Origin of the sequence: Pseudomonas chlororaphis (genome assembly GCA_001023535.1) — a bacterium.
GTDB lineage: Bacteria > Pseudomonadota > Gammaproteobacteria > Pseudomonadales > Pseudomonadaceae > Aquipseudomonas > Aquipseudomonas chlororaphis_E.
The window spans coordinates 1,486,806-1,507,163 of record CP011020.1 but is presented as its reverse complement, the minus strand read 5'-3'; the positions used below and the strand labels follow the sequence as shown (position 1 = coordinate 1,507,163).

The following is a 20,358-nucleotide window of genomic DNA, read 5'->3' as shown; positions in this document are numbered from 1 at the left end:
AACACGTTCTCATTGGGTCGCAAATAGCTGTTTTCATGGTTTTTTATCCATGTGAACAAAAAATGAACACAGTGAATTCGGTCAACAAATCGCGGTTCCGTTGGATCCAGGCAGATTCCATCAACAGAGTTATCCACAGGCTGCGAGGGATTTAATGACGCTCTGCCAGCAGCATCAGGTTTCGCGGCGTCAGGGGTGTTTCGCAGAAGGTGCCGAGGCGCACGGTGTAGCCTTTGTGGCTGAGGAAAAGTGCCCGGTCCAGTACCAGCCAAAGCTCCAGCGGGCGTCGGAAAAGACCACGCACCAGTTCCAGGTTGCGCACTTCGGCCAGGCGTTGCTGGCCCGCGGCTTCCAGTGCGGCCCAATCGGGCCTGCCGACTGTGGATAGGTCTTTGAGGGCCGCCAGATCGATGCAGTACTGGGCGAAGGATTTTTCCAGCCAGGCGCTGGGCAAGGACGGGGTTGGCAGGTAGTCGTCGCACCCTCGGATTTGCCGTTGCAGCAGGTCGAAGCCCAGGCGGCGGGCCATGGACTGGTCTCGTTGCCTTCGCACCCGGGCGCCAGCGGTCACGGTTTCGGTCAGCGGCAGGCCGAGATCGTCGAGAGAAAGCTGTAGGGCGGAACTCTTGGCCGCGTCGGACAGCGGCTGATAGTGCTCGGCGCTGATGCGGTTGTAGCAACACGGGGCGATGGCCAGCTGCGCACACCCGGCCGCGCTGGCCAAGTGGAGCAAGCGCACATGCAGGTCGCCGCAGGCATGCAGGGCCACCGGTGTGTGTTCAGGGGCGATTGCCTGGGCGGCGTCTGCCGCTAGCACGTCTTGGCGCAGGTGCATGGCAGGCAAGTGGTGACGCTGGCTCAACTGCTGGCCGCTATCGACCAGCGTGGGGTCGTATTCCAGGCAGGTCAGGCGTTGCTCGCCGTGCAGCAGGCGGCGGCCGAGATGGCCTTTGCCGGCGCACCAGTCCAGCCAATGGATGGGTTCGCTGGCAAAGCGCAGGCGGCTGGCGAAGGCTTCGATCTGCTGCCATTTACGCCCGGGCACCTCGACATTGAGGCGATGGGTCGGTGCGTCCAGCGTTCGTGCGGGCAGGGGTGCAACTGAACTCAAGGTGCGGGAAGCGGCCGCCAGTTCCGCAAAGGGGGCTGGCGCGTGCTCGATCAGCCAAGGCTGGTGATGGTCGTGTTCGGCGGCTTCCAAGGGGCGCTGGCGGAGCCAATGGGCCATCTCTGGGTAAGACGTTTCCCAGGGGAGCTGCAGATGGGTGAACGGCCGCGGTTTCCACAAGGCCTGGTGTGCGGTGAGAAACCCATCCAGCGCCGTGAAACGGGCGAGCAGCGCTTCGCCCGTCAGCACGCCGCCGTCAGCGTCCTTGGCAGGCATCGACGCGTAACCAGCGCTCCAGCTGCTTGAAGCCTTGCACCAGCAGGAACGCCATCAACAGGTAGAACATGCCGGCCGCGAAGAAGATCTCCACCGGCAGGTAAGTCCGGGCAATGATGGTACGGGCCATGCCGGTGAGTTCCAGCAGGGTCACGGTGCTGGCCAGGGCGCTGGCCTTGAGCATCAGGATCACTTCGTTGCTGTAGGCCGGCAGGCCGATGCGCGCGGCACGGGGCAGCATGATGTAGAACAGCGCCTTGGGCCGCGACATGCCCAGGGCCCGTGCGGCTTCGATCTCGCCACGGGGGATGGCCTGGATCGCACCGCGCAGGATCTCGGCAATGTAGGCGGCGGTGTGCAGGGTCATGGTGACCGTGGCGCACCAGAACGGGTCCCGCAGGTACGGCCAGAGCGCGCTGCTGCGCACGGCATCGAACTGCGCCAGGCCGTAATACACCAGGAACAACTGGACCAATAACGGAGTGCCACGGAAAAAGAAGATGTAGGCGTAGGGCAACGCCCGCACGTACCACAGGCGTGAAGAGCGGGCGATACCCAGTGGGATGGCCAGCAACAGCCCGGCGATCACGGCGATGGCCACCAGTTCCAGGGTCAGCGTCGCGCCCTGGGCCAGTTTTGGCAGCCACTTGATGATGACTTCCCAGTTCATTGGGTGCTCCTGATAAAGCCGCACGCGGCGCGTCGTTCCAGCAGGTGCATGCCGGCCATGGCGAATACGGTCAGGCCCAGGTACATGAACGCGGCCACCATGTAGAAGGTGAATGGCTGCTTGGACACGGTCACGCCGATCTGTGCGTGGCGCATGATTTCTTCCAGCCCGATCACCGAGACCAGCGCGGTGTCCTTCATCAGGATCATGAACAGGTTGCCCAGGCCCGGCAGGGCGATGCGCCACATCTGCGGCATGATCAACCGGGTGAAGATCCGCCATTTCGACAGGCCCAGGGCGACGCCGGCTTCACGGTGCCCTTTGGGAATCGCCAGGATCGCCCCGCGAAACACTTCCGTCGCATAGGCGCCAAAGCACAGGCCCAGGGCGATGACGCCGGCGGCGAAGGCGTCGAGGGCCAGGTCGGGATTGCCCAGGTACTCGCCCAGTGCACGCATCAGGTTGACGGTGCCGAAGTAGATCAGCAGCACCCAGAGCAATTCCGGAATACCGCGGACCAGTGTCGAGTAAGTGCCGCCAAGCCATTGCAGCGGCTTGTACGGTGAGGTCTTGGCCAAGGCGCCGAGCAGGCCCAGCACCAGCCCCAGGCACAAGGCCGAGAGTGCCAGTTTGACGGTCATCAGCGCGCCGGCGGCGAGCGCCGGGCCGAATCCGTAGAGGTCGATCATCATGGGTGTGTGTTCATATCGCGGCAGGCTTTGCAAAGGGCCGGCGCTGCGGTGCAGCAGCGTCGGCCACGCACGTCAGCATCAATAGATGTTGAACGGGAAGTACTTGTCGTTGATTTTCTTGTAGGTGCCGTCGGCGACGATTTCCTTGAGCGCGGCGTTCAGCTTGTTGCGCAGCTCGTCGTCACCCTTGCGCACGGCGATGCCGATCTTGTCGCTTTCCACCACCGGGTCGCCCTTGAATTCGTAGGCGCGGCCGGCGTCGGTTTTCAGCCAGTCATAGTTGACGTACTTGTCTGCCAGGATCGCATCGACGCGTCCGGAGGTCAGGTCCAGGTAGGCGTTTTCCTGGGTGTCGTAGAGCTTGGCGGTGATGTCGCTGCCCAGTTCGTCTTCCAGCCAGGTGCCGGCCAGGGTCGCCCGTTGTGCACCGATGACCTTGCCTTTGAGCGAGTCCTTATCGGTTTTGAAGTCGACGTTTTTCGGCGCGATGAACTGCAGCTTGTTGGAGTAGTACGGGTCGGTGAAGTCCACCGCCTGCTTGCGTTCCTCGGTGATCGACAGCGAGGAGATCAGGAAGTCGAACTTCTTGGCGTTCAAGGCCGGGATGATGCCGTCCCAATCGGAGGTGACCACTTCGCACTCGACTTTCATCTTGGCGCACAGGGCGTCGCCGATGTCCTTGTCGAAGCCCACGACCTGGCCGCTGGCGTCCTTGTTGTTGAACGGCGGGTAGGCCGCTTCGATGCCCATCTTCAGCTTTTCGGCCGCCATGGCATTGGCCGAGAGCACCAGGCTGGCGGCAGCGGCCAAAAGGAATTTCTTGTAGATCTGCATATGTACTGCTCCGTTAGCGGTTGCTGGACATGAATTGTTTGCAGCGCGCCGAAAGCGGGTTTTCGAAGACCTGCTGTGGCGATCCTTGCTCCTCGACCAGGCCCTGATGAAGGAACACCACTTCGCTGGAGACCTGGCGGGCGAAACCCATTTCGTGGGTCACCAGCAGCATGGTGCGGCCTTCTTCGGCCAGGGCGCGGATCACACTAAGTACTTCCTGGACCATTTCCGGGTCAAGGGCGGAGGTCGGCTCGTCGAACAGAATCACCTTGGGTTGCATCGCCAGCGTGCGGGCGATGGCGGCGCGCTGTTGCTGGCCGCCGGAGAGTTCGGCGGGGTAGGCGTGGCGCTTGTCGGCAATGCCGACCTTGGCCAACAAGGCTTCGGCGACTTCGATGGCCTCGGCCTTGCTCTGGCCGAGCACCCGGCGTGGGGCTTCGATGATGTTGTCGAGGATGCTCATGTGCGGCCAGAGATTAAAGTTTTGAAACACAAAACCAATCTCACTGCGCATGCGGTTGATCTGTTTGCCGTCGGCGGCCACCAACTCGCCGTTTTTCGCGGCCTTGAGCTTGAGCGCTTCGCCGGCCACCAGGATTTCACCCTGGTTGGGGTTTTCCAGCAGGTTGATGCAACGCAGGAATGTCGACTTGCCGGAACCGGAGGAACCCAGGATCGAGATCACATCGCCGTCGCGGGCGGTCAGCGAGACGCCTTTGAGCACCTCCAACTGTCCGTAGCGTTTATGCAGGTTGCGGATTTCAAGCGCGGGCGTGGCCTGGGCCATGTGCGGTCCTCATGGTGTGTGCTCCCTTGCTGTTGGCTGCCTTCCGTGGCGAGGCGGCCAAGCTAGCATGCGTCCGAATGGTCGCCAACAGCGCTACGGGGGGTAAATCGGTGATGTGCGGCAGGTTGTCGCATCGCCGCAGCAGACTGTCGCGCCATCAACAACCGAACGGCCGTTTGAACCGTGTCTACCGCTAAAAATCCCGGGGGAGTCGCGTAAAAAAAGGCGCGATGGTGCCAGCTTTGGACAGGGGTTGGAAGGGTTAATCGGATGAGCGTTACCGCAATCAGAAGTAACTTCGGGTTATTCGGGAGCGTCCTCAAGATCCCACAATATTTTGAGGACCTCTCTGAAGCTGGCGCGTGCTGTTTCGAAATCCGCCTGTACTTCAGGGCTGTGAAGCCAATGTTCCGCTGTTTCCTGAACAGGAGTTTTGATGGAGCTTTTTAACTTCAGGCAACCGAAGTTACATCCCTGTCCAATCCTCGATGCGCAGTCCGGGGACTCTTTCGAATTCTTTCAGATTATTGGTGACTACGATCAACCCGAGGGAGCGGGCATGGCCGGCAATCATCTGGTCGTAGGGGCCGATTGGCCTGCCAATCTTTGCCAGCTCTGCCCGGATCATGCCGGTATGGGCTGCGGCGTCATAACCGAAAGGTAAAACCTCAAGTCGGGCACAGAACCCTTCGATGACGCCGAGATTTTTCTCTGGGGCGGATGACTTTTCTGCGCCGTAGATCAACTCCATCAGTGTGACGGCGCTGATGCAGAGCTGGCCGTGATGACGATTGAAAGCTTCTCTGACGATCTGGGGCTTGTTCTTGATGGTGAAAATACAGACGTTGGTATCGAGCATGAACTTGATCATCAGAAAGACTCACGCTCCTGATCGGCAGGCTGTTCACGCTCTGCCATGAAGTCTGCCGTGGCGTTATCGCCATCGAACCAGCTATCCCAGGCTTCGCCAGCCGGCGTGATAATGCGCGTTCTGCCTATGGCGATCACGTCTACACGCTTTACGTCGCTTGGCATCGCCACTGCCTTGGGTAGCCGGACCGCTTGGCTGCGGTTGCTCATGAAAAGGGTGGTTTGTTCCATGTGCCGTCCTCCATTGGATGCAGTTGAAGCATAGGATAATGGAGGGATATGTCAATGGGATATACCACGGTGACGAATAGCCGGCCGGTTTATTCGCTGGCGGGTTCTTCCATCGACTGGCGATACCGATCCAGCGCCTCGCTGAAGTCCTTGATGAACTCCGGGGTGCTGAGCCAGCGTTGCGCCGCTTCACGGTCCATGTCGTCGGCCCACATGCGGTAGTCCACCAGCATGTCGGCGGCCAGGTTGGTGGCCGCCATGCTTTCGTTTTCGGCATTTTTCAGGTCGAGCAGGCCTGGACGTTCGCTGATCATCCCGCTCAGGGAGGAAAGCAGCGTGTCGAGCAGTTCGGCACGGCTGACGGCCTCGGCTTCGCGCAGCTTGGCGAACAGCTCCAGCACATACACCGGCGGTTGAGCGGTGGCGTAGGCGGGGTCGCCATACATCGGGATGGATTTACGCCCGCTCATGCGGATCTGCTTGGCTTTGTCCTTGGCGCGCTTGGCGCGTTTTTGCTGCTTGTTCAGTGAGGCCATTGGGCTTTCGGTTTCCAATTAGTCAGGGGATATGCCCGGCTCAGTCGATTTTTGGCACGGTAAAGGTGAACTCGCTGCCTTTGCCTGGCTGGCTTTCGGCGTGCAGTTTACCGCCATGGGCCTGGACAATCCCCCTGGAGATGTACAGCCCCAAGCCGGTGCCGTTCGGGTTGCCCTCCTTGATTGTCCAGTAGCGGTCGAACACGTGAGGCAACTGCTCTGCGGTAATGCCTTCGCCGGTGTCGCGAACACTGAACACGATCTCATTGCCTACCGACATCGCGCTGATGCCCACGCGGCCTTTCTGCGGCGTGAACTTGATGGCGTTGCCGATCAGGTTCGACAGCACCTGGAACAGGCGCTCGGGATCGGCGTTGATCTTCAGGTCGGGTTCGGCCTGGAAGGACATGTCGATGGCCTTGGCGATAGCCAGCGGCGACAACAGCGAGAAGGCGTCTTCGAAGATCTGGCTGACGGCGATCGGCTGGGGATTGATGGTGTAGCGTCCGGCGTCGATCTTCGAGGTGTCGAGCAAGTCTTCCAGCAGCGCGTTCATACGGCTGGTGGCTTGTTGCATGGTGTCGATGGCCGAGGAAATGCGCTTGGAGCTGTGGGAGCCATCGGAGCTGAAGGCCTTTTGCATCATGCCGCAGAGCATGGAAATGACCGTCATGGGGCTGCGCAGGTCATGGGAGACCACCGCCACCAGCTCGTCGCGAGCCTGCACGGCCAGGCGCTCCTTGTGGACTTGGCGGGCCAGGTCGTTCTCCAGGGCCGAGCGCCGCAGGTCATTGGCCGCGAACAGGTCGCCATGGGTCCATTTGGTGCTGATGCCGGCCATTTCGACTTTCCAGATTTCGAAAGACGTCCGGGGCCGCAGGCGCAAGCCGGTCTCGCTGTTCTCCAGGTCCAGGGGCTTTTGCGGATCGCCGCTCCACTGGAGGGTTTGTTTCACCTCGGGGCGGAACCACAGCACGCCATTTTCCACCGGCTTGGGCAGGTGGATCGCCAGTACGCCGCTGGCCACCTCCTGGTAAGCCTGGGCCGGCGAGAAAATGCTGCCCAGGTTGTGGTGGGCGAACACCGGCTGGCCGGTTTCCAGGATCCATTTGTGCAATTCGCGGATCTGCTCCGGCTCCGGGCATTGGCCGTGGCGGTGCAGCTTGTTGTCCTCCAGAATCGCCACGCCGCAGGCGTCGGCCAGGTCCATCAGCCGTTGCGGCTCGTGGGACAAGCCGTCAAACACGTTATGGGTGGACTCGGCCATGGCGGCGGCGAGCACCTTCAGGTTCGCAAGCTTGGCGTCCCGTTGGCGCGTCAGTTCCAGGGCTTCCATGGCACTGATCTGCAACGACAGCACTTGGCCGATGGTCTGGCAGGCCATGCGCATTTCATGGGGGACCAGCAGCGGCTCGCGGTTGCCGCAACTGATCAGCCCCCACAAGCGCTCGCCTTCCATCAGCGAGATGCTCATGGACGACAGCACACCCATGTTCTTCATGTATTGGCGGTGGATCGGCGAGACGCTGCGCAGCGTGGCGAAGCTCAGGTCCAGGGGCGCCCCGGTATCGGGTCGTAACTCGGGGACCAAAGGAACCGGCGCATAGTCGGCGTGGGGGATGATGCGCAACCAGTTGGTGCGGTACAGCTCGCGAGCCTGCTCGGGAATGTCCGAGGCCGGGAAGAACAGGCCTTTGTAGAGCTCCATCGACGGCGCGCTGGCTTCGGCGATCACCTGGCCGTGGCCTTCTTCTTCGAAGCGATAGATCAATACGCGGTCGTAACCGGTCATCGCCTGGATTTCCCGCACGCTGATTTCGTACAGGGCCTGAAGGGTCTTCGCACTTTGCAGGCGTTGCAGCATGCGGCCCATGTTGGCCTCGCCGCTGACGCCTTCGGGGCGGTAGTCGCTCAGGTGCTGTTCCAGCTCGACGATCAGGGCGCCTTGATGGCGATGCACCAGGGCGTCGAAGCGCAACTGGTTCACGACGATAGCCACGGGCACGTTGTCGCTTTCAGGAGCGGCACGGCAGGCGACAAGAATGGCTTCGGCCTGCTCCAGCCCGAACAGGGCGTCCAGGGTCTTGCCCAGCAGCCGGTCGGGGTCGTGGCCCATCAGTTGCAGCACGTTGGCGCTGACCTGGCGGATCACAAAGTCAGGCTCAGACAGCATCAGCAGAACGCCATGAGGCTGGATGGCCCCGGGGAAGCGAATCGGTTCGTCTGCGCAATTGGCCAGCAGTTCTTCGAAGGCTTCTTGGTTATCCGGGTTCATAACAGGACCTCCTGGCTGTCCAGCCAGTGTTCAAAATAGGTAAACGTCGCCTTGGCAGCGTTTGTGACTTCGAGCGTTTGGGCTTGGTCAAGGTTCCTGTCGTCCAGGTATTGGAGGAAGTCCTTCCAGCGTCGGCCGGTGAACTCACCATAAACGTCGAGAAACGCCGCGCCGCTGGAAGCATCGAGCCCCAACTGCTCAGCCACCCGGCGCCGCAGGATCTGCCCGCCAAGGGTCGCGCCTTCCAGCACATAGGAAACACCCAGCGCCGCGGCGCGCGAGTCGATCCGGGGAAGCGCCTGGCAAGTCGGCAGGGCGTCGATTGCGGCGTCATCCAGGCCCAGCGCCGTGAGGTCCGCCCGCAGCACCGGGAGCTTGACACGCAGGGATTGGTCCAGCCCGGTCGGTATCAGCGCAAGCACGTGAAGCCGTTGTTCCAGCGGCTGGTAAAAACCGTAGTAGGCCGCCATCAAGCGCCGATACAGCGCGAGATCCAGGCGCTCGGAGAAAAACGGCAGGCGTTTCTCCAAGGCAATGTGCAGGGTGGCGGTTTCGGTCCGCAATGCCTGGATCAGGGAAGGGTGGGGTGCGGCCGATGACATGCAGGAAAGAGCTCTTTGGTGGCGTGTTACGGAAAAAAATCCGCGTCAATGGTACACAGGATTTCTGAAAGGGTTATCCGCTTTTATCGCCCGTCTGGCGGTTGGCTTCTTCAAGCCGCGCCCGCTCGCGATCCAGGGCCTGGCGCAATTCTTCTTCCGATGGAAGGACGAGCTGATACTGGCTGGCAAACAGCTGTTCGTTGCCGTGCAAGACGGAGTAGCGCACCACGGATTCGTCCTTCTGGGCGCAGAGGATGATGCCGACGGTGGGTTTGTCGCCGGGCCCGCGCTTCAGCTCGTCATAGAGGCGCACGTACATGTCCATTTGCCCGATGTCCTGATGGCTCAGCTCACCGCGCTTGAGGTCGACAATCACGAAGCACTTGAGCAGGTAGTTGTAGAACACCAGGTCCAGGTAGAAGTCCTTGCTTTCGGTGCTGATGCGCTGTTGGCGCGCAACGAAGGCGAAGCCCTTGCCCAGCTCAAGGAGAAAGCCTTGTAGTTGGTCGATCAAGGCCTGTTCCAGGTTGGTTTCCAACAAGGTGCCGGCATTCGGCAGCCCTAGGAACTCCAGGACGACAGGGTCTCTGACAATGTCCCTGGGGCCCAGGTCAATCTCCTTGAGCTTGGCCGCCGCTTCCTCTTTCACCGCAGGCTGGTCACGGCTTGCCAGCAGGCGTTCGTAGTAGAAGGTACCGATCTGACGCTCCAGGGCCCGGGTTGACCAGCCTTGTGTGGTGGCTTCGTGCATGTACCACTGGCGAGCTGCGTCGTTTTCTACGCGCAGGAGCGTGCGGTAGTGGGTCCAGCTTAATTCGGTACGCACTGCGTTCCAAATTTGGAATGTCTGATAAAAGTCGCGCATGTGCCGCAAATTTCTTTCATCAAACCCTTTTCCGAACTTCGTCGTAAGCTCGATGGCCAATGTCGGCAGCAATCGCGCGCCATAAGCAGCCCGCTCGGCACCGCCCTGTTCGAACTCGACGATATGCCGGCCGATCTGCCAGCAGGTTTGCACTTGAAGGGTATCAACGGCGCGCAGCACCTTCTGTCGTGCCTGCCGGATCAGGTCACCCAGCTCGCTGATGAGTGGGGCCAGTGTCGGGTCATCCTGGGGGAGAAGGGAGCTCATCGAATGTCTGCCAAAGGAGTGGGCGGACCGAAAGGATGCGCCACGCGGCGTTTCGATGATGCCGGACGAAGCTGATTGATCGGGAGGAAAAGAGTGGGAGTCACGCCAGACCGATTTGAGGACTGGCTAGGCCACGTGTCGCCGACATGTAGGACCTATCCGAGAAAGCTGTAGGCACACCAATAGAGGCGAATACGTGACGAAGAGGCTGCCCACCCGGCGTGAACAGCCTCTCATTGACCAGGCGCGAAATTAATCCGGATGCTGCGTCAGCGCCTGGGAGGCGGCGACATAGTCAGCCTGGAATTGCGGGCTTTCGACCCAGTCCAGGGCCGCTTGCTCATCGACACCGGTGGTCAGGCGCCGGTATTCGATCAGCGCGGTAAAGATGAAGTCAGTGGCTTCTTCCTCGCCCTCCTGCTCCAGGACGAGGGCCAGCAACGGATGCGCCAGGAAGACCGAGCACATGGCCTGCTGGCTGACCTTTTCGGCGGCGCGCATGGATTCGAACAGTTCCGACAGGTCTACCGTCTCCAGGTCGATGCGCTCATCGTTCGGGTCCAGAAAGTCGTTTGGTGCCGCGGCACGCTGGATGCGGTTCTTCTTGGCTTTCGCCTTGGCGCGCTGAGTGCGCTTTTGCTGCTTGTTCACCGATGCCATGGGCCGGGCTCCTGACGTAAAAATAAGGCTGCCCATGCTACAGCTTCGAGGCGCTCGCTTCGAATCAATCCACCACGAACAGCGTGGCACCTTGGGCGGTGGAAGAACGATGCGGTTCGGCCTGATCGGCCACCTGGTAGCTCATGCCGGGCTTGAGCACAAATTGCCGGCCGTCCTCCAGTTCGGTGCTCAGCTCGCCTTTCAGGCAAAACAGGATGTGGCCCTTGGTGCACCAGTGATCAGCCAGGTAGCCCGCCGTGTACTCCACCATCCTGACCCGGATGTTCCCGAACTGCCGGGTGCGCCAATACGCCGTTCCGGTAACGCCGTTGTGTACGGTGGGTTCGATGGTTGACCAATCGGTGGTGCCAAAGGGGATGCCGGTGATGTCCATGTCGACTCGTTTGTTGGGGGAGGTGGAGTGACGAGGGTCGAATGTAGCGGAGTCGGTTGGGTGGGGGGAAGAAACCCCAGGCAATAAAAAACCCCGATCAATCACTTGATCGGGGTTTTCGGTATTTGGTGCCCAGAGACGGAATCGAACCGCCGACACGGGGATTTTCAATCCCCTGCTCTACCGACTGAGCTATCTGGGCAACGGGGCGCATTAAACGGGTTTTTCAGGGGGGCGTCAAGCACGTTATCAAAAAATATTTAATTATTACCGTCGCTTACGATTCGCCCCCGGTCGCTACAGCTTATTCGGACGGCGGTACGTAGCCTTCGGCCTTGGCGTAATCTTCGCCGGAAAAGAACTTGTCCATTTCGCCCTGAAGGTACTTGCGGTCTTCAGCGTTCATCATGTTCAGGCGTTTTTCGTTGATCAGCAGGGTCTGGTGTTTTTGCCAGTCGCCCCAGGCCTTGGCCGAGACGTGGTCGTAGATGTCCTGCCCCTTGGCGCCCGGGAACGGCGCACGTTCCAGGCCTTCGAGTTCTTCTTTGTACTTGCGGCACATGATGGTGCGGGTCATTGCAACTCTCCTGCGTTCAATACGGCGGCCGCGCGTTCGAGCAAGGTCTTGACCGGAGCGGCGAGGCCCAGGCGCGGCGGGGTGGCGAGGTTATACCAGAGCCAGTCGGCCTCGGCCACGTGATGGCCGGTTTCCCGGACCTGGACCAGCCAGGGCTCGATGGCCAGCTGGAAATGGCTGAAAGTGTGCACCAGGCTCGGCAATTGCTGCTGGTTGCCCAGCTCCAGCGCGTGTTGCAGGGCCAAATGCTGCAAATCATCGAGGTCGTCGAGTTCCGGCAGGCTCCACAGGCCGCCCCACAGGCCGGTGGAAGGACGACGGTAAAGCAGGATCGCGCCTTCATGGTTGGCCAGCATCGGCATCAAGGTGCGTTTCTTGGGCACCTCTTTGCGTGGCTTGGGTATCGGGTAGCGAGTTTCCAGGCCCAGCATGTGCGCTTCGCAGCCCTTTTTCAGTGGGCAGAGCAGGCAACTGGGCTTGCTGCGAGTACAGAGGGTGGCTCCCAGGTCCATCATCGCCTGGGTGTAGGCGTTGACCCGGTCCTGCGGCGTGAAGCGCTCGGCGGTGGCCCAGAGCTGTTTCGCCACCTTGGGTTCGCCTGGGTAACCTTCCTGGGCGGTGAAGCGCGCCAGCACCCGCTTGACGTTGCCATCGAGGATCGGCGCGCGCAGGCCCATGCTGATACTGGCGATGGCGCCAGCAGTGGACAGGCCGATGCCTGGCAACTCGGTCAGTTTCTCCACATCCCGGGGGAACTCGCCGCCATACTGGTCGACGACGATCTTCGCGGTTTTCTGCAGGTTGCGCGCACGGGTGTAGTAGCCCAGCCCGGTCCACAGGTGCAGGACTTCATCTTCCGGCGCGGCGGCCAGGGCCTGGACCGTGGGCAGCGAGGCCATGAAGCGATCGAAGTAACCGAGTACGGTGCTGACCTGGGTCTGCTGCAGCATGATCTCCGACACCCACACCCGATACGGCGTGATGCCCTGTTGCCAGGGCAGGTCGTGGCGTCCGTGGCGGTCGAACCAGTCCAGCACGGCGCTGGAAAATTGCTCGGCGGTCATCGCTTGAACAGCCCCTTGAGCGCGTTTTTCACCTCGGGGCTGACTTTGTCGCCCAGCTTTTCGTCGATCTTGTCTTCGAGGCGGTCACCGGCCAGTTTCGCCGCGACCTTGCCCATCCCTTCGCTGTCCAGGCGGCATGCCTTGGCGCCCAGTTCCAGCGGGCCACGGCAGCGCAACGGCCATTCGATGTCGACATAGCGCTCGTTGACCTGGCAGGCCGGGTCGGGCATGTCGCTCTTGTCGCCTTCGACGATGATCCCGACGCGATAGTCCATGCCCAGCACTCGCAGGTCGATATCGCCGTTGCCGTTGACCGTCATGCCGGGGATGCGCACCTTCAGGTCGGGGTTGCTGGCCACGCCATTGAGGAACGTCAGGTTGCCGTTGAGCTGCTGGAACGGCGTGTCCTTGCCCCGGGGCTCGCCGCTGAGCGCCTTGCGATTGAGGGTGGCGATGCCCTTGCACAGCTGCTGTTCGAGATTGGCATTGAGCAGCACGCCATCGTTGATGACGAATCCGGCGTTGCCGTTGAGGCTCTCGATCAGGGCTTTCTGGCTGTTGCCGCTGGCGGTCACCGCGCTGTTGAGCGTCACCAGCCCCTTGACGGGCGCAGCCTTGCCCTGGCTTTCGATGATCTTCTCGGCCGGCACCCGGTTGATGCGGGTTTGCAGGTTCAATTGTGGCGTCGGCTGGCGCACGTCCAGGGTGCCCTTGGCCTCGAAGCTGCCGTTGTACAGATCGCCACGCAGGTTCTCCAAGGTCAGCAGCCCGCCCAGGCCTGTGGCCTTGAGTGCGGCGTTCTGGATCGGCAGTTTGTCGAGGGTCAGTTGGCCGAAGGTCAGGTCGGCGTCGAGGTCCAGCTTGCCCAGGCGTTCCACCGGAAACAGCCGGTCGTTGCTCCAGGCGCCCTGGGTCGGTGCATTCGGCAGCGGAGTGGTGCCGGCGCCCGCCATGGCACTGGCCTCGGTGCTGCTGACTTCGGCTTCGCGGGCGGCCTTGGAGCTGTCGGCCTCGGCGGATTTGGGCGGCAGGTAGCGGTCGACGTTGAACGTGTCGGCCTTGAGCTGTGCACGCAGGGATTGCTTGGCGAAATCCTCCACGGCAATGCGGCCGCTGAAGCTGCTGTCGTCGACTTTCAGGTTGATATTGTTGAACTCGACACTGGTCGGCGTGCCGGCGACACGGCTGACCAGTTCGACCTTGCTCAAGCTGCCTTCGGCCATGGCTGGCAGTTTCTGCCCGACGCTGTCGACGAACTTCGCCAGGTCGAACTGGGCAATCGACAGGCCGCCGTTAAGCTGCGGGGTCTTGTCGAGGTCGTTGACCTTCAGTTCGCCCAAGGCGCGCAGTTGGTTGAGCGACAGCTTGATGCCGGTCCACTCGGCAACGTTCGCCGCCTTGTCGAGGAACAGTTGGCCTTGGGCGGCAAAATTCAGGGTCTTGCCCTGCAAGGGGTCGCCTGTGACTTCGCCGGACAGTTTCAGGTCTTCGAACTTGTAGCGCTGCAGGGCGCGTTCGAAACGCAGCTCGCCGGTGACCTCGGTGCGCACGCGCACGGCCGGCTGGTTGCTGGACAGGAACGCGGTGAGAGTGACCGGGATGTTGGTCGAGTCGTGGACCGCGCCGGTGCTCAGCTGGATGCTTTCGGCAGTGAATTGCTTGCCGGTCTGCTCATCGGTGTACTCGACCCGGGCGTTGTTCACGGTCAGGCTGTCGATGTCCAGGCGGGTCGGCTGGGCCGGTTTTTCGGGCGTGGTGCTGGCCGGCGTCGACGGCTGTTCGGTCGGTGCCGGAGTCGGCGCGCTCGCTGTCGTCGTGGCAGGCGCCTTGCCGATGTCTTCCCAGTTGCCGTGGCCGTTCTTGTCGCGGTTCAGGCGCAGGTTCAGGCCTTCGACCCGCACGTCGCTCATCTGCACTTCGCGGCGCAGCAGCGGCATCACCCGCACCGACAGGCCAAGCATCTGCAGGTCGGCGAACGGTTGTGTCGGGTTGGCCAGGGTCGCCACGCTGGCCTCGTGCAGTTCCAGACCCAGCCATGGAAACAGACTCCAGCCGATGTCGCCATTGAGGGTCAGCTCAATGTGGGCTTTGTCGCGGGCTATCTGGCGGATTTCTTCTTTGTAGTCGTTGGGATCGAAGAGGTGGGTCAGGGCGAAGCCCAGGGCCACAATGATCAGCAACAGCCCGAGAAGTACCAGACCCAGGATTTTGCCGAACGCTTTCATGGGCGAATCCTTATAGGTTGAGTTCAAAATTTAGCCTGGGAGTATAACGCCGTGAGTGACGGCGCGTTGGCCGATCATGGGTGACGCCCGGCGCCCCAGCCCCTCAAGAAGGGGCGTGAAAAAAATAAATGGTTAGCCCCCTACAGAAACCTGGCATCGGCGCGATAAGACAGATGACATGAAAAAGGTGATATCACTTTGGTTTTTCTGTCACCTGCAAGTGGTAACCTTTCGTCCGTTCGCCGTCCTTCTGCGACTTGATGTCGCACTACTATGGAGCTTCACCAGAAAATACAGCCATGCCTGCGTGCAATGAAGGCTGAGGGTGATGCGTGGCTGGTGAACCATTCTAATAATTGGGGGATACACAATGAGCACGAGCATCACGGCCGGCGGCGTTGCCGACCAGCCTGCGTTCCTCTCCAAGGAGCGCATCATCGCCAAGCCCGGTTTCAACCGTTGGCTGGTTCCACCGGCCGCGCTGGCCATCCACCTGTGCATCGGCATGGCCTATGGCTTCTCGGTGTTCTGGTTGCCACTGTCCAAGGCCCTGGGGATCACCAAACCGGTGGCCTGTGCGCCGGACATGAGCTTCATCTCGCAAGTCTTCTCGTCCCAATGCGACTGGCCGATCTCGATGCTCGGCTGGATCTACACCCTGTTCTTCATCTTCCTGGGTTGCTCGGCAGCCATCTGGGGTGGCTGGCTGGAACACGCCGGGCCACGCAAGGCCGGCGTCGTGTCGGCATTGTGCTGGTGCGGTGGCTTGCTGATTTCCGCGTTGGGTATCTATACCCATCAGATCTGGCTGATGTGGGTCGGTTCCGGGGTAATCGGTGGTATCGGCCTGGGCCTGGGCTACATTTCCCCCGTGTCCACGCTGATCAAGTGGTTCCCGGACAAGCGCGGCATGGCGACCGGCATGGCGATCATGGGCTTTGGTGGCGGTGCGATGGTGGGTGCACCACTGGCCGCGGCGCTGATGAACCATTTCGCTTCGCCAACCGGCGTGGGCGTGTGGCAGAGCTTCCTGGTCATGGCCGCGATCTACTTCGTGTTCATGATCGGTGGCGCCTTGTCGTACCGCGTGCCGCCGACCGGCTGGAAGCCTGAAGGCTGGACCCCGGCACCGAAGAAAGCCGCGAACGCGATGATCACCCATCGTCACGTGCACGTGAACGTGGCCTGGAAAACCCCTCAGTTCCGTCTGGTATGGCTGGTGCTGTGCCTGAACGTCTCCGCCGGTATCGGCATCCTGGGCATGGCGTCGCCCCTGTTGCAGGAAGTGTTCGGCGGCAAGCTGCTCGGCAACGACCTGCCGTTTGGCCAACTGGACGCTGGCCAACTGGCCCAGATCGCGGCCATCGCCGCCGGTTTCACCGGTCTGTTGAGCCTGTTCAATATCGGCGGCCGGTTCTTCTGGGCATCGTTCTCGGACTACCTGGGTCGCAAGAACACCTATTTCGTGTTCTTCGCCCTGGGCTTTGCCTTGTACGCGCTGATCCCGAACCTGGGCCACCTGGGCAACGTCGCGCTGTTCGTGGCGGCGTTCTGCATCATCCTGTCGATGTACGGCGGTGGTTTCGCTACCGTGCCGGCCTACCTGGCGGACCTGTTCGGTACGCAAATGGTCGGCGCGATCCATGGTCGCCTGTTGACCGCCTGGGCCGCTGCCGGCGTGCTGGGCCCGGTGCTGGTGAACTACCTGCGTGAGTATCAGTTGAGCATCGGCGTTGAACGTGCCGCGGCCTACGACATCACCCTGTACATCCTCGCCGGCCTGCTGGTGCTGGGCTTCCTGTGCAACCTGATGGTTCGCCCGGTCGCCGACAAGTACTTCATGACCGACGCCGAGCTGGCCGCCGAACAGGCGCTGGGCCATGACAAGGGCGCCGACAGCACCACTTCGCTGGAATGGAAAGCTGCACCAGGCACCAAGCTGCTGGCGCTCGCCGCCTGGCTGGTGGTGGGCATTCCGTTGGCGTGGGGCGTGTGGGTGACCCTGCAGAAGACGGCGGTGTTGTTCCACTAAGAGGGTTGTCTGAACCTTCAAGGTAAAGTCGATCTTTGTGGGAGCGGGCTTGCCCGCAAAGGCGGTGGGTCAGAAGCATTTATGTTTACTGACACACCCTCTTCGCGGGCAAGCCCGCTCCCACATTTGTGTCTGGGTGATGGCAAACATTTGCGTCCATGGCTTGTATGGACATGTCTAACCCCGACAGGACGGGCAACAACCCGTCAGCGATATCACCTCCCGTGTTTCTGTTTGCCGCTCGCGCCCCTATAATGGCTGCCTTTTTCGCCCAATGATTTTGCGGAGCTGGTGATGGCCGAACGTAAGGCGTCTGTCGAGCGCGACACTCTGGAAACCCAGATCAAAGCCTCGATCAACCTGGATGGCACCGGAAAGGCCCGGTTTGATATCGGCGTGCCTTTTCTTGAGCACATGCTGGACCAGATCGCCCGTCACGGGCTGATCGACCTGGACATCGTCAGCAAGGGCGACCTGCATATCGACGACCACCACACGGTGGAAGACGTCGGTATCACCCTGGGGCAAGCGTTCACCCAAGCCATCGGCGACAAAAAAGGCATCCGTCGCTACGGCCACGCCTATGTCCCGCTCGATGAAGCGCTGTCGCGAGTGGTCATCGACTTCTCCGGCCGTCCTGGCCTACAGATGCACGTGCCGTATACCCGTGCCACCGTCGGCGGCTTCGACGTCGACCTGTTCCAGGAGTTTTTCCAGGGTTTCGTCAACCACGCCAACGTGACGCTGCACATCGACAACCTGCGCGGGCACAACACCCACCACCAGATCGAGACCGTGTTCAAGGCGTTCGGCCGCGCGCTGCGCATGGCCGTGGAGCTCGATGATCGCATGGCCGGGCAGATGCCTTCGACCAAGGGCGTCCTGTAATGCAGACGGTCGCGGTTATCGATTACGGCATGGGCAACCTGCACTCGGTGGCCAAGGCCCTCGAACACGTGGGTGCCGGCAAGGTGCTGATCACCAGTGACGCCGATGTGATTCGCGAAGCCGACCGGGTGGTCTTCCCTGGCGTGGGCGCGATTCGCGATTGCATGGCCGAGATCCGTCGCCTGGGCTTCGACAAGCTGGTGCACGAAGTCAGCCAGGACCGTCCGTTCCTCGGTATCTGCGTGGGCATGCAGGCCTTGCTCGAACGCAGCGAAGAGAACGACGGCGTCGATTGCATCTCCCTGTTCCCGGGCCAGGTGAAGTTCTTTGGCAAGGGCCTGCATGAAGACGGCGAGCACCTGAAGGTCCCGCACATGGGCTGGAACGAAGTGAAGCAGACGGTGGACCACCCGCTGTGGCACAACATCCCGGACCTGGCGCGCTTCTATTTCGTGCACAGCTACTACATCGCGGCCGGCAATGCCCGGCAGGTGGTGGGCAGCGGTCACTATGGCGTCGACTTCGCCGCGGCGCTGGCCGACGGCTCGCGATTCGCCGTGCAGTTTCACCCCGAAAAGAGCCATACCCACGGCCTGCAACTGTTGCAGAACTTCGCGGCGTGGGACGGCCGTTGGTAATGGCGCGCAAGAAACCGCCGATCCTCACCCTCACGCCTGAACAGGAGAGTGAGGCGAACCGCAAGATCCAGCGGTTCATGGAGGAGCGTTTCGAACTGGACCTGGGTTCGTTCGAGGCGGCGGAAATTCTTGAGCTGTTTACCCGCGAAATTGCTCCGCACTATTACAACAGGGCGATTTTCGATGTGCAGGCGCACCTTAAAGAAAGGTTCGAAAGCATTGAAAGCGACTTGTGGGCGCTCGAGAAAAACTGATTTTCGAGCCAAGCTGAATATTCGTATTTGAAGGTTTGCCAGATGCTGATTATCCCCGCTATCGATCTCAAGGACGGCGCTTGCGTACGTCTGCGCCAGGGCCGGATGGAAGATTCCACGGTGTTCTCCGATGACCCGGTGAGCATGGCCGCCAAGTGGGTGGAGGGCGGCTGCCGGCGCCTGCATCTGGTGGACCTGAACGGCGCCTTCGAAGGCCAACCGGTCAACGGCGAAGTGGTGACCGCCATTGCCAAGCGCTATCCGAACCTGCCGATCCAGATCGGCGGCGGCATTCGCTCCCTGGAAACCATCGAGCACTACGTCAAGGCCGGCGTGAGCTACGTGATCATCGGCACCAAGGCCGTGAAGGAGCCCGAATTCGTCGCCGAAGCCTGCCGCGCGTTCCCGGGCAAGGTCATCGTGGGCCTGGATGCCAAGGACGGTTTTGTCGCCACCGACGGTTGGGCTGAAGTCAGCACCGTGCAGGTGATCGACCTGGCCAAGCGTTTCGAAGCCGACGGCGTGTCGGCCATCGTCTACACCGACATCGCCAAGGACGGCATGATGCAGGGCTGCAACGTGCCGTTCACGGCGGCCCTGGCGGCGGCCACGAAAATCCCGGTCATCGCCTCCGGCGGTATCCACAACCTGGGCGACATCAAGACACTGCTCGACGCCAAGGCGCCGGGCATCATCGGGGCGATCACCGGTCGCGCGATCTACGAAGGCACCCTGGATGTCGCCGAGGCCCAGGCCTTCTGCGACGCCTACAAAGGCTGAGGACTGACCATGGCGCTGGCCAAACGCATCATCCCTTGCCTGGACGTGGACAACGGCCGAGTGGTCAAGGGCGTCAAGTTCGAGAACATCCGTGATGCCGGCGACCCGGTGGAAATCGCCCGTCGCTACGACGAACAGGGTGCGGACGAGATCACCTTCCTCGACATCACCGCCAGCGTCGACGGCCGCGACACCACCTTGCATACCGTCGAGCGCATGGCCAGCCAGGTGTTCATCCCGCTGACCGTGGGCGGTGGCGTGCGCACCGTGCAGGATATCCGCAACCTGCTCAACGCCGGGGCGGACAAGGTGTCCATCAACACGGCGGCGGTGTTCAACCCGGAGTTCGTCGGCGAAGCGGCCCAGCATTTCGGCTCGCAGTGCATCGTCGTCGCCATCGACGCGAAGAAGGTGTCCGGTCCGGGCGAAACCCCGCGCTGGGAAATCTTCACCCACGGCGGCCGCAAGCCCACCGGCCTGGATGCCGTTGAGTGGGCCAGGAAGATGGAGGGCCTTGGTGCCGGTGAGATCCTGCTGACCAGCATGGACCAGGACGGCATGAAGAACGGCTTCGACCTGGGCGTGACCCGTGCCATCAGCGATGCCCTGGGCATTCCGGTGATCGCCTCCGGCGGTGTCGGCAACCTGCAACACCTGGCCGATGGCATCCTGGAAGGCCACGCCAGCGCGGTGCTGGCGGCGAGCATCTTCCACTTTGGCGAATACACGGTGCCGGAGGCCAAGGCCTACATGGCACAGCGCGGTATCTGCATTCGCTGACCGCTGGACACCATGGCGGGCCCAAGGCACTCTTGGGCACACCATGGATTGCG

General features: G+C 61.5%; 23 protein-coding genes and 1 tRNA gene. 7 read left to right on the top strand and 17 right to left on the bottom strand.

What is annotated here, in order from left to right; all coding sequences use genetic code 11:
* Window positions 1-151 precede the first annotated feature (151 nt).
* From VM99_06495 to VM99_06475, 5 genes are all read right to left on the bottom strand, one after another.
* Window positions 152-1,384, bottom strand: coding sequence for an SAM-dependent methyltransferase (locus VM99_06495; protein ID AKJ97725.1), 1,233 nt, complete (start codon window positions 1,382-1,384; stop codon window positions 152-154).
* Complete coding sequence (locus VM99_06490) at window positions 1,365-2,054, bottom strand: ABC transporter permease (GenBank protein AKJ97724.1); 690 nt, start codon at window positions 2,052-2,054, stop codon at window positions 1,365-1,367. The genes VM99_06495 and VM99_06490 overlap by 20 nt, the downstream gene beginning before the upstream one ends.
* Window positions 2,051-2,746, bottom strand: coding sequence for an ABC transporter permease (locus VM99_06485; protein AKJ97723.1), 696 nt, complete (start codon window positions 2,744-2,746; stop codon window positions 2,051-2,053). The genes VM99_06490 and VM99_06485 overlap by 4 nt, the downstream gene beginning before the upstream one ends.
* A gap of 78 nt (window positions 2,747-2,824) precedes the next feature.
* Window positions 2,825-3,580 carry an amino acid ABC transporter gene (locus tag VM99_06480; protein ID AKJ97722.1) on the bottom strand — a complete coding sequence of 252 codons (756 nt, stop codon included), beginning with the start codon at window positions 3,578-3,580 and terminating at the stop codon, window positions 2,825-2,827.
* 13 nt (window positions 3,581-3,593) lie between these two features.
* A complete protein-coding gene (locus tag VM99_06475) occupies window positions 3,594-4,367 on the bottom strand; it encodes an amino acid transporter (protein AKJ97721.1) in 774 nt (257 codons plus the stop codon).
* Window positions 4,368-4,637: 270 nt separating this feature from the next.
* Between VM99_06475 and VM99_06470 the strand changes: the two genes are divergently transcribed.
* Complete coding sequence (locus VM99_06470) at window positions 4,638-4,817, top strand: hypothetical protein (GenBank protein ID AKJ97720.1); 180 nt, start codon at window positions 4,638-4,640, stop codon at window positions 4,815-4,817.
* A 16-nt stretch (window positions 4,818-4,833) separates the two neighbouring features.
* Here the strand turns inward: VM99_06470 and VM99_06465 are convergent, their stop codons facing one another.
* From VM99_06465 to VM99_06410, 12 genes are all read right to left on the bottom strand, one after another.
* Window positions 4,834-5,238: a plasmid maintenance protein gene (locus tag VM99_06465; protein ID AKJ97719.1), complete on the bottom strand. Its 405-nt coding sequence runs from the start codon at window positions 5,236-5,238 to the stop codon at window positions 4,834-4,836.
* A complete protein-coding gene (locus VM99_06460; protein ID AKJ97718.1) occupies window positions 5,238-5,468 on the bottom strand; it encodes an antitoxin in 231 nt (76 codons plus the stop codon). The genes VM99_06465 and VM99_06460 overlap by 1 nt, the downstream gene beginning before the upstream one ends.
* Window positions 5,469-5,557: 89 nt before the next feature.
* Window positions 5,558-6,004: a hypothetical protein gene (locus VM99_06455; protein AKJ97717.1), complete on the bottom strand. Its 447-nt coding sequence runs from the start codon at window positions 6,002-6,004 to the stop codon at window positions 5,558-5,560.
* Between the two features lie 40 nt (window positions 6,005-6,044).
* The gene (locus VM99_06450; GenBank protein ID AKJ97716.1) at window positions 6,045-8,279 is read right to left on the bottom strand and encodes a histidine kinase; all 2,235 of its coding nucleotides are present in this window, start codon (window positions 8,277-8,279) and stop codon (window positions 6,045-6,047) included.
* Window positions 8,276-8,881: a heme oxygenase gene (locus tag VM99_06445; GenBank protein ID AKJ97715.1), complete on the bottom strand. Its 606-nt coding sequence runs from the start codon at window positions 8,879-8,881 to the stop codon at window positions 8,276-8,278. Before VM99_06445 ends, VM99_06450 begins: the two co-directional genes overlap by 4 nt.
* Window positions 8,882-8,954: 73 nt before the next feature.
* Window positions 8,955-10,013 (bottom strand): 50S ribosomal protein L31, encoded by a 1,059-nt coding sequence (locus VM99_06440; GenBank protein ID AKJ97714.1) that lies wholly within the window; start codon window positions 10,011-10,013, stop codon window positions 8,955-8,957.
* A 252-nt stretch (window positions 10,014-10,265) separates the two neighbouring features.
* Window positions 10,266-10,673, bottom strand: coding sequence for a hypothetical protein (locus VM99_06435; protein ID AKJ97713.1), 408 nt, complete (start codon window positions 10,671-10,673; stop codon window positions 10,266-10,268).
* Window positions 10,674-10,737: 64 nt separating this feature from the next.
* Window positions 10,738-11,067 (bottom strand): hypothetical protein, encoded by a 330-nt coding sequence (locus VM99_06430; GenBank protein ID AKJ97712.1) that lies wholly within the window; start codon window positions 11,065-11,067, stop codon window positions 10,738-10,740.
* Between the two features lie 126 nt (window positions 11,068-11,193).
* Window positions 11,194-11,269, bottom strand: a tRNA-Phe gene (locus VM99_06425).
* Window positions 11,270-11,371: 102 nt separating this feature from the next.
* Window positions 11,372-11,644, bottom strand: coding sequence for an iron transporter (locus tag VM99_06420; protein ID AKJ97711.1), 273 nt, complete (start codon window positions 11,642-11,644; stop codon window positions 11,372-11,374).
* The gene (locus VM99_06415) at window positions 11,641-12,708 is read right to left on the bottom strand and encodes an adenine glycosylase (GenBank protein ID AKJ97710.1); all 1,068 of its coding nucleotides are present in this window, start codon (window positions 12,706-12,708) and stop codon (window positions 11,641-11,643) included. The genes VM99_06420 and VM99_06415 overlap by 4 nt, the downstream gene beginning before the upstream one ends.
* Window positions 12,705-14,933 (bottom strand): cell envelope biogenesis protein AsmA, encoded by a 2,229-nt coding sequence (locus tag VM99_06410; GenBank protein ID AKJ97709.1) that lies wholly within the window; start codon window positions 14,931-14,933, stop codon window positions 12,705-12,707. The genes VM99_06415 and VM99_06410 overlap by 4 nt, the downstream gene beginning before the upstream one ends.
* A 370-nt stretch (window positions 14,934-15,303) precedes the next feature.
* Between VM99_06410 and VM99_06405 the strand changes: the two genes are divergently transcribed.
* The 6 genes from VM99_06405 to VM99_06380 all read left to right on the top strand — a co-directional run bounded on the left by VM99_06405 (window position 15,304) and on the right by VM99_06380 (window position 20,305).
* Complete coding sequence (locus VM99_06405; GenBank protein ID AKJ97708.1) at window positions 15,304-16,965, top strand: MFS transporter; 1,662 nt, start codon at window positions 15,304-15,306, stop codon at window positions 16,963-16,965.
* Between the two features lie 294 nt (window positions 16,966-17,259).
* A complete protein-coding gene (locus VM99_06400; protein AKJ97707.1) occupies window positions 17,260-17,853 on the top strand; it encodes an imidazoleglycerol-phosphate dehydratase in 594 nt (197 codons plus the stop codon).
* A complete protein-coding gene (gene hisH, locus VM99_06395) occupies window positions 17,853-18,491 on the top strand; it encodes an imidazole glycerol phosphate synthase (GenBank protein ID AKJ97706.1) in 639 nt (212 codons plus the stop codon). The genes VM99_06400 and hisH overlap by 1 nt, the downstream gene beginning before the upstream one ends.
* Window positions 18,491-18,745 (top strand): 1-(5-phosphoribosyl)-5-[(5-phosphoribosylamino)methylideneamino] imidazole-4-carboxamide isomerase, encoded by a 255-nt coding sequence (locus VM99_06390; protein ID AKJ97705.1) that lies wholly within the window; start codon window positions 18,491-18,493, stop codon window positions 18,743-18,745. The genes hisH and VM99_06390 overlap by 1 nt, the downstream gene beginning before the upstream one ends.
* Window positions 18,746-18,787: 42 nt before the next feature.
* A complete protein-coding gene (locus VM99_06385; protein ID AKJ97704.1) occupies window positions 18,788-19,525 on the top strand; it encodes a 1-(5-phosphoribosyl)-5-[(5-phosphoribosylamino)methylideneamino] imidazole-4-carboxamide isomerase in 738 nt (245 codons plus the stop codon).
* A 9-nt stretch (window positions 19,526-19,534) separates the two neighbouring features.
* Window positions 19,535-20,305, top strand: coding sequence for an imidazole glycerol phosphate synthase (locus VM99_06380; protein ID AKJ97703.1), 771 nt, complete (start codon window positions 19,535-19,537; stop codon window positions 20,303-20,305).
* Window positions 20,306-20,358 lie beyond the last annotated feature (53 nt).

What these genes read in the sequence shown, in the direction of transcription:
- VM99_06495 (AKJ97725.1), bottom strand. Translation starts at nt 1,384, where the DNA reads ATGCCTGCCAAGGACGCTGACGGCGGCGTGCTGACGGGCGAAGCGCTG.
- VM99_06490 (AKJ97724.1), bottom strand. Translation starts at nt 2,054, where the DNA reads ATGAACTGGGAAGTCATCATCAAGTGGCTGCCAAAACTGGCCCAGGGC.
- VM99_06485 (AKJ97723.1), bottom strand. Translation starts at nt 2,746, where the DNA reads ATGATGATCGACCTCTACGGATTCGGCCCGGCGCTCGCCGCCGGCGCG.
- VM99_06480 (AKJ97722.1), bottom strand. Translation starts at nt 3,580, where the DNA reads ATGCAGATCTACAAGAAATTCCTTTTGGCCGCTGCCGCCAGCCTGGTG.
- VM99_06475 (AKJ97721.1), bottom strand. Translation starts at nt 4,367, where the DNA reads ATGGCCCAGGCCACGCCCGCGCTTGAAATCCGCAACCTGCATAAACGC.
- VM99_06470 (AKJ97720.1), top strand. Translation starts at nt 4,638, where the DNA reads ATGAGCGTTACCGCAATCAGAAGTAACTTCGGGTTATTCGGGAGCGTC.
- VM99_06465 (AKJ97719.1), bottom strand. Translation starts at nt 5,238, where the DNA reads ATGATCAAGTTCATGCTCGATACCAACGTCTGTATTTTCACCATCAAG.
- VM99_06460 (AKJ97718.1), bottom strand. Translation starts at nt 5,468, where the DNA reads ATGGAACAAACCACCCTTTTCATGAGCAACCGCAGCCAAGCGGTCCGG.
- VM99_06455 (AKJ97717.1), bottom strand. Translation starts at nt 6,004, where the DNA reads ATGGCCTCACTGAACAAGCAGCAAAAACGCGCCAAGCGCGCCAAGGAC.
- VM99_06450 (AKJ97716.1), bottom strand. Translation starts at nt 8,279, where the DNA reads ATGAACCCGGATAACCAAGAAGCCTTCGAAGAACTGCTGGCCAATTGC.
- VM99_06445 (AKJ97715.1), bottom strand. Translation starts at nt 8,881, where the DNA reads ATGTCATCGGCCGCACCCCACCCTTCCCTGATCCAGGCATTGCGGACC.
- VM99_06440 (AKJ97714.1), bottom strand. Translation starts at nt 10,013, where the DNA reads ATGAGCTCCCTTCTCCCCCAGGATGACCCGACACTGGCCCCACTCATC.
- VM99_06435 (AKJ97713.1), bottom strand. Translation starts at nt 10,673, where the DNA reads ATGGCATCGGTGAACAAGCAGCAAAAGCGCACTCAGCGCGCCAAGGCG.
- VM99_06430 (AKJ97712.1), bottom strand. Translation starts at nt 11,067, where the DNA reads ATGGACATCACCGGCATCCCCTTTGGCACCACCGATTGGTCAACCATC.
- VM99_06420 (AKJ97711.1), bottom strand. Translation starts at nt 11,644, where the DNA reads ATGACCCGCACCATCATGTGCCGCAAGTACAAAGAAGAACTCGAAGGC.
- VM99_06415 (AKJ97710.1), bottom strand. Translation starts at nt 12,708, where the DNA reads ATGACCGCCGAGCAATTTTCCAGCGCCGTGCTGGACTGGTTCGACCGC.
- VM99_06410 (AKJ97709.1), bottom strand. Translation starts at nt 14,933, where the DNA reads ATGAAAGCGTTCGGCAAAATCCTGGGTCTGGTACTTCTCGGGCTGTTG.
- VM99_06405 (AKJ97708.1), top strand. Translation starts at nt 15,304, where the DNA reads ATGAGCACGAGCATCACGGCCGGCGGCGTTGCCGACCAGCCTGCGTTC.
- VM99_06400 (AKJ97707.1), top strand. Translation starts at nt 17,260, where the DNA reads ATGGCCGAACGTAAGGCGTCTGTCGAGCGCGACACTCTGGAAACCCAG.
- hisH (AKJ97706.1), top strand. Translation starts at nt 17,853, where the DNA reads ATGCAGACGGTCGCGGTTATCGATTACGGCATGGGCAACCTGCACTCG.
- VM99_06390 (AKJ97705.1), top strand. Translation starts at nt 18,491, where the DNA reads ATGGCGCGCAAGAAACCGCCGATCCTCACCCTCACGCCTGAACAGGAG.
- VM99_06385 (AKJ97704.1), top strand. Translation starts at nt 18,788, where the DNA reads ATGCTGATTATCCCCGCTATCGATCTCAAGGACGGCGCTTGCGTACGT.
- VM99_06380 (AKJ97703.1), top strand. Translation starts at nt 19,535, where the DNA reads ATGGCGCTGGCCAAACGCATCATCCCTTGCCTGGACGTGGACAACGGC.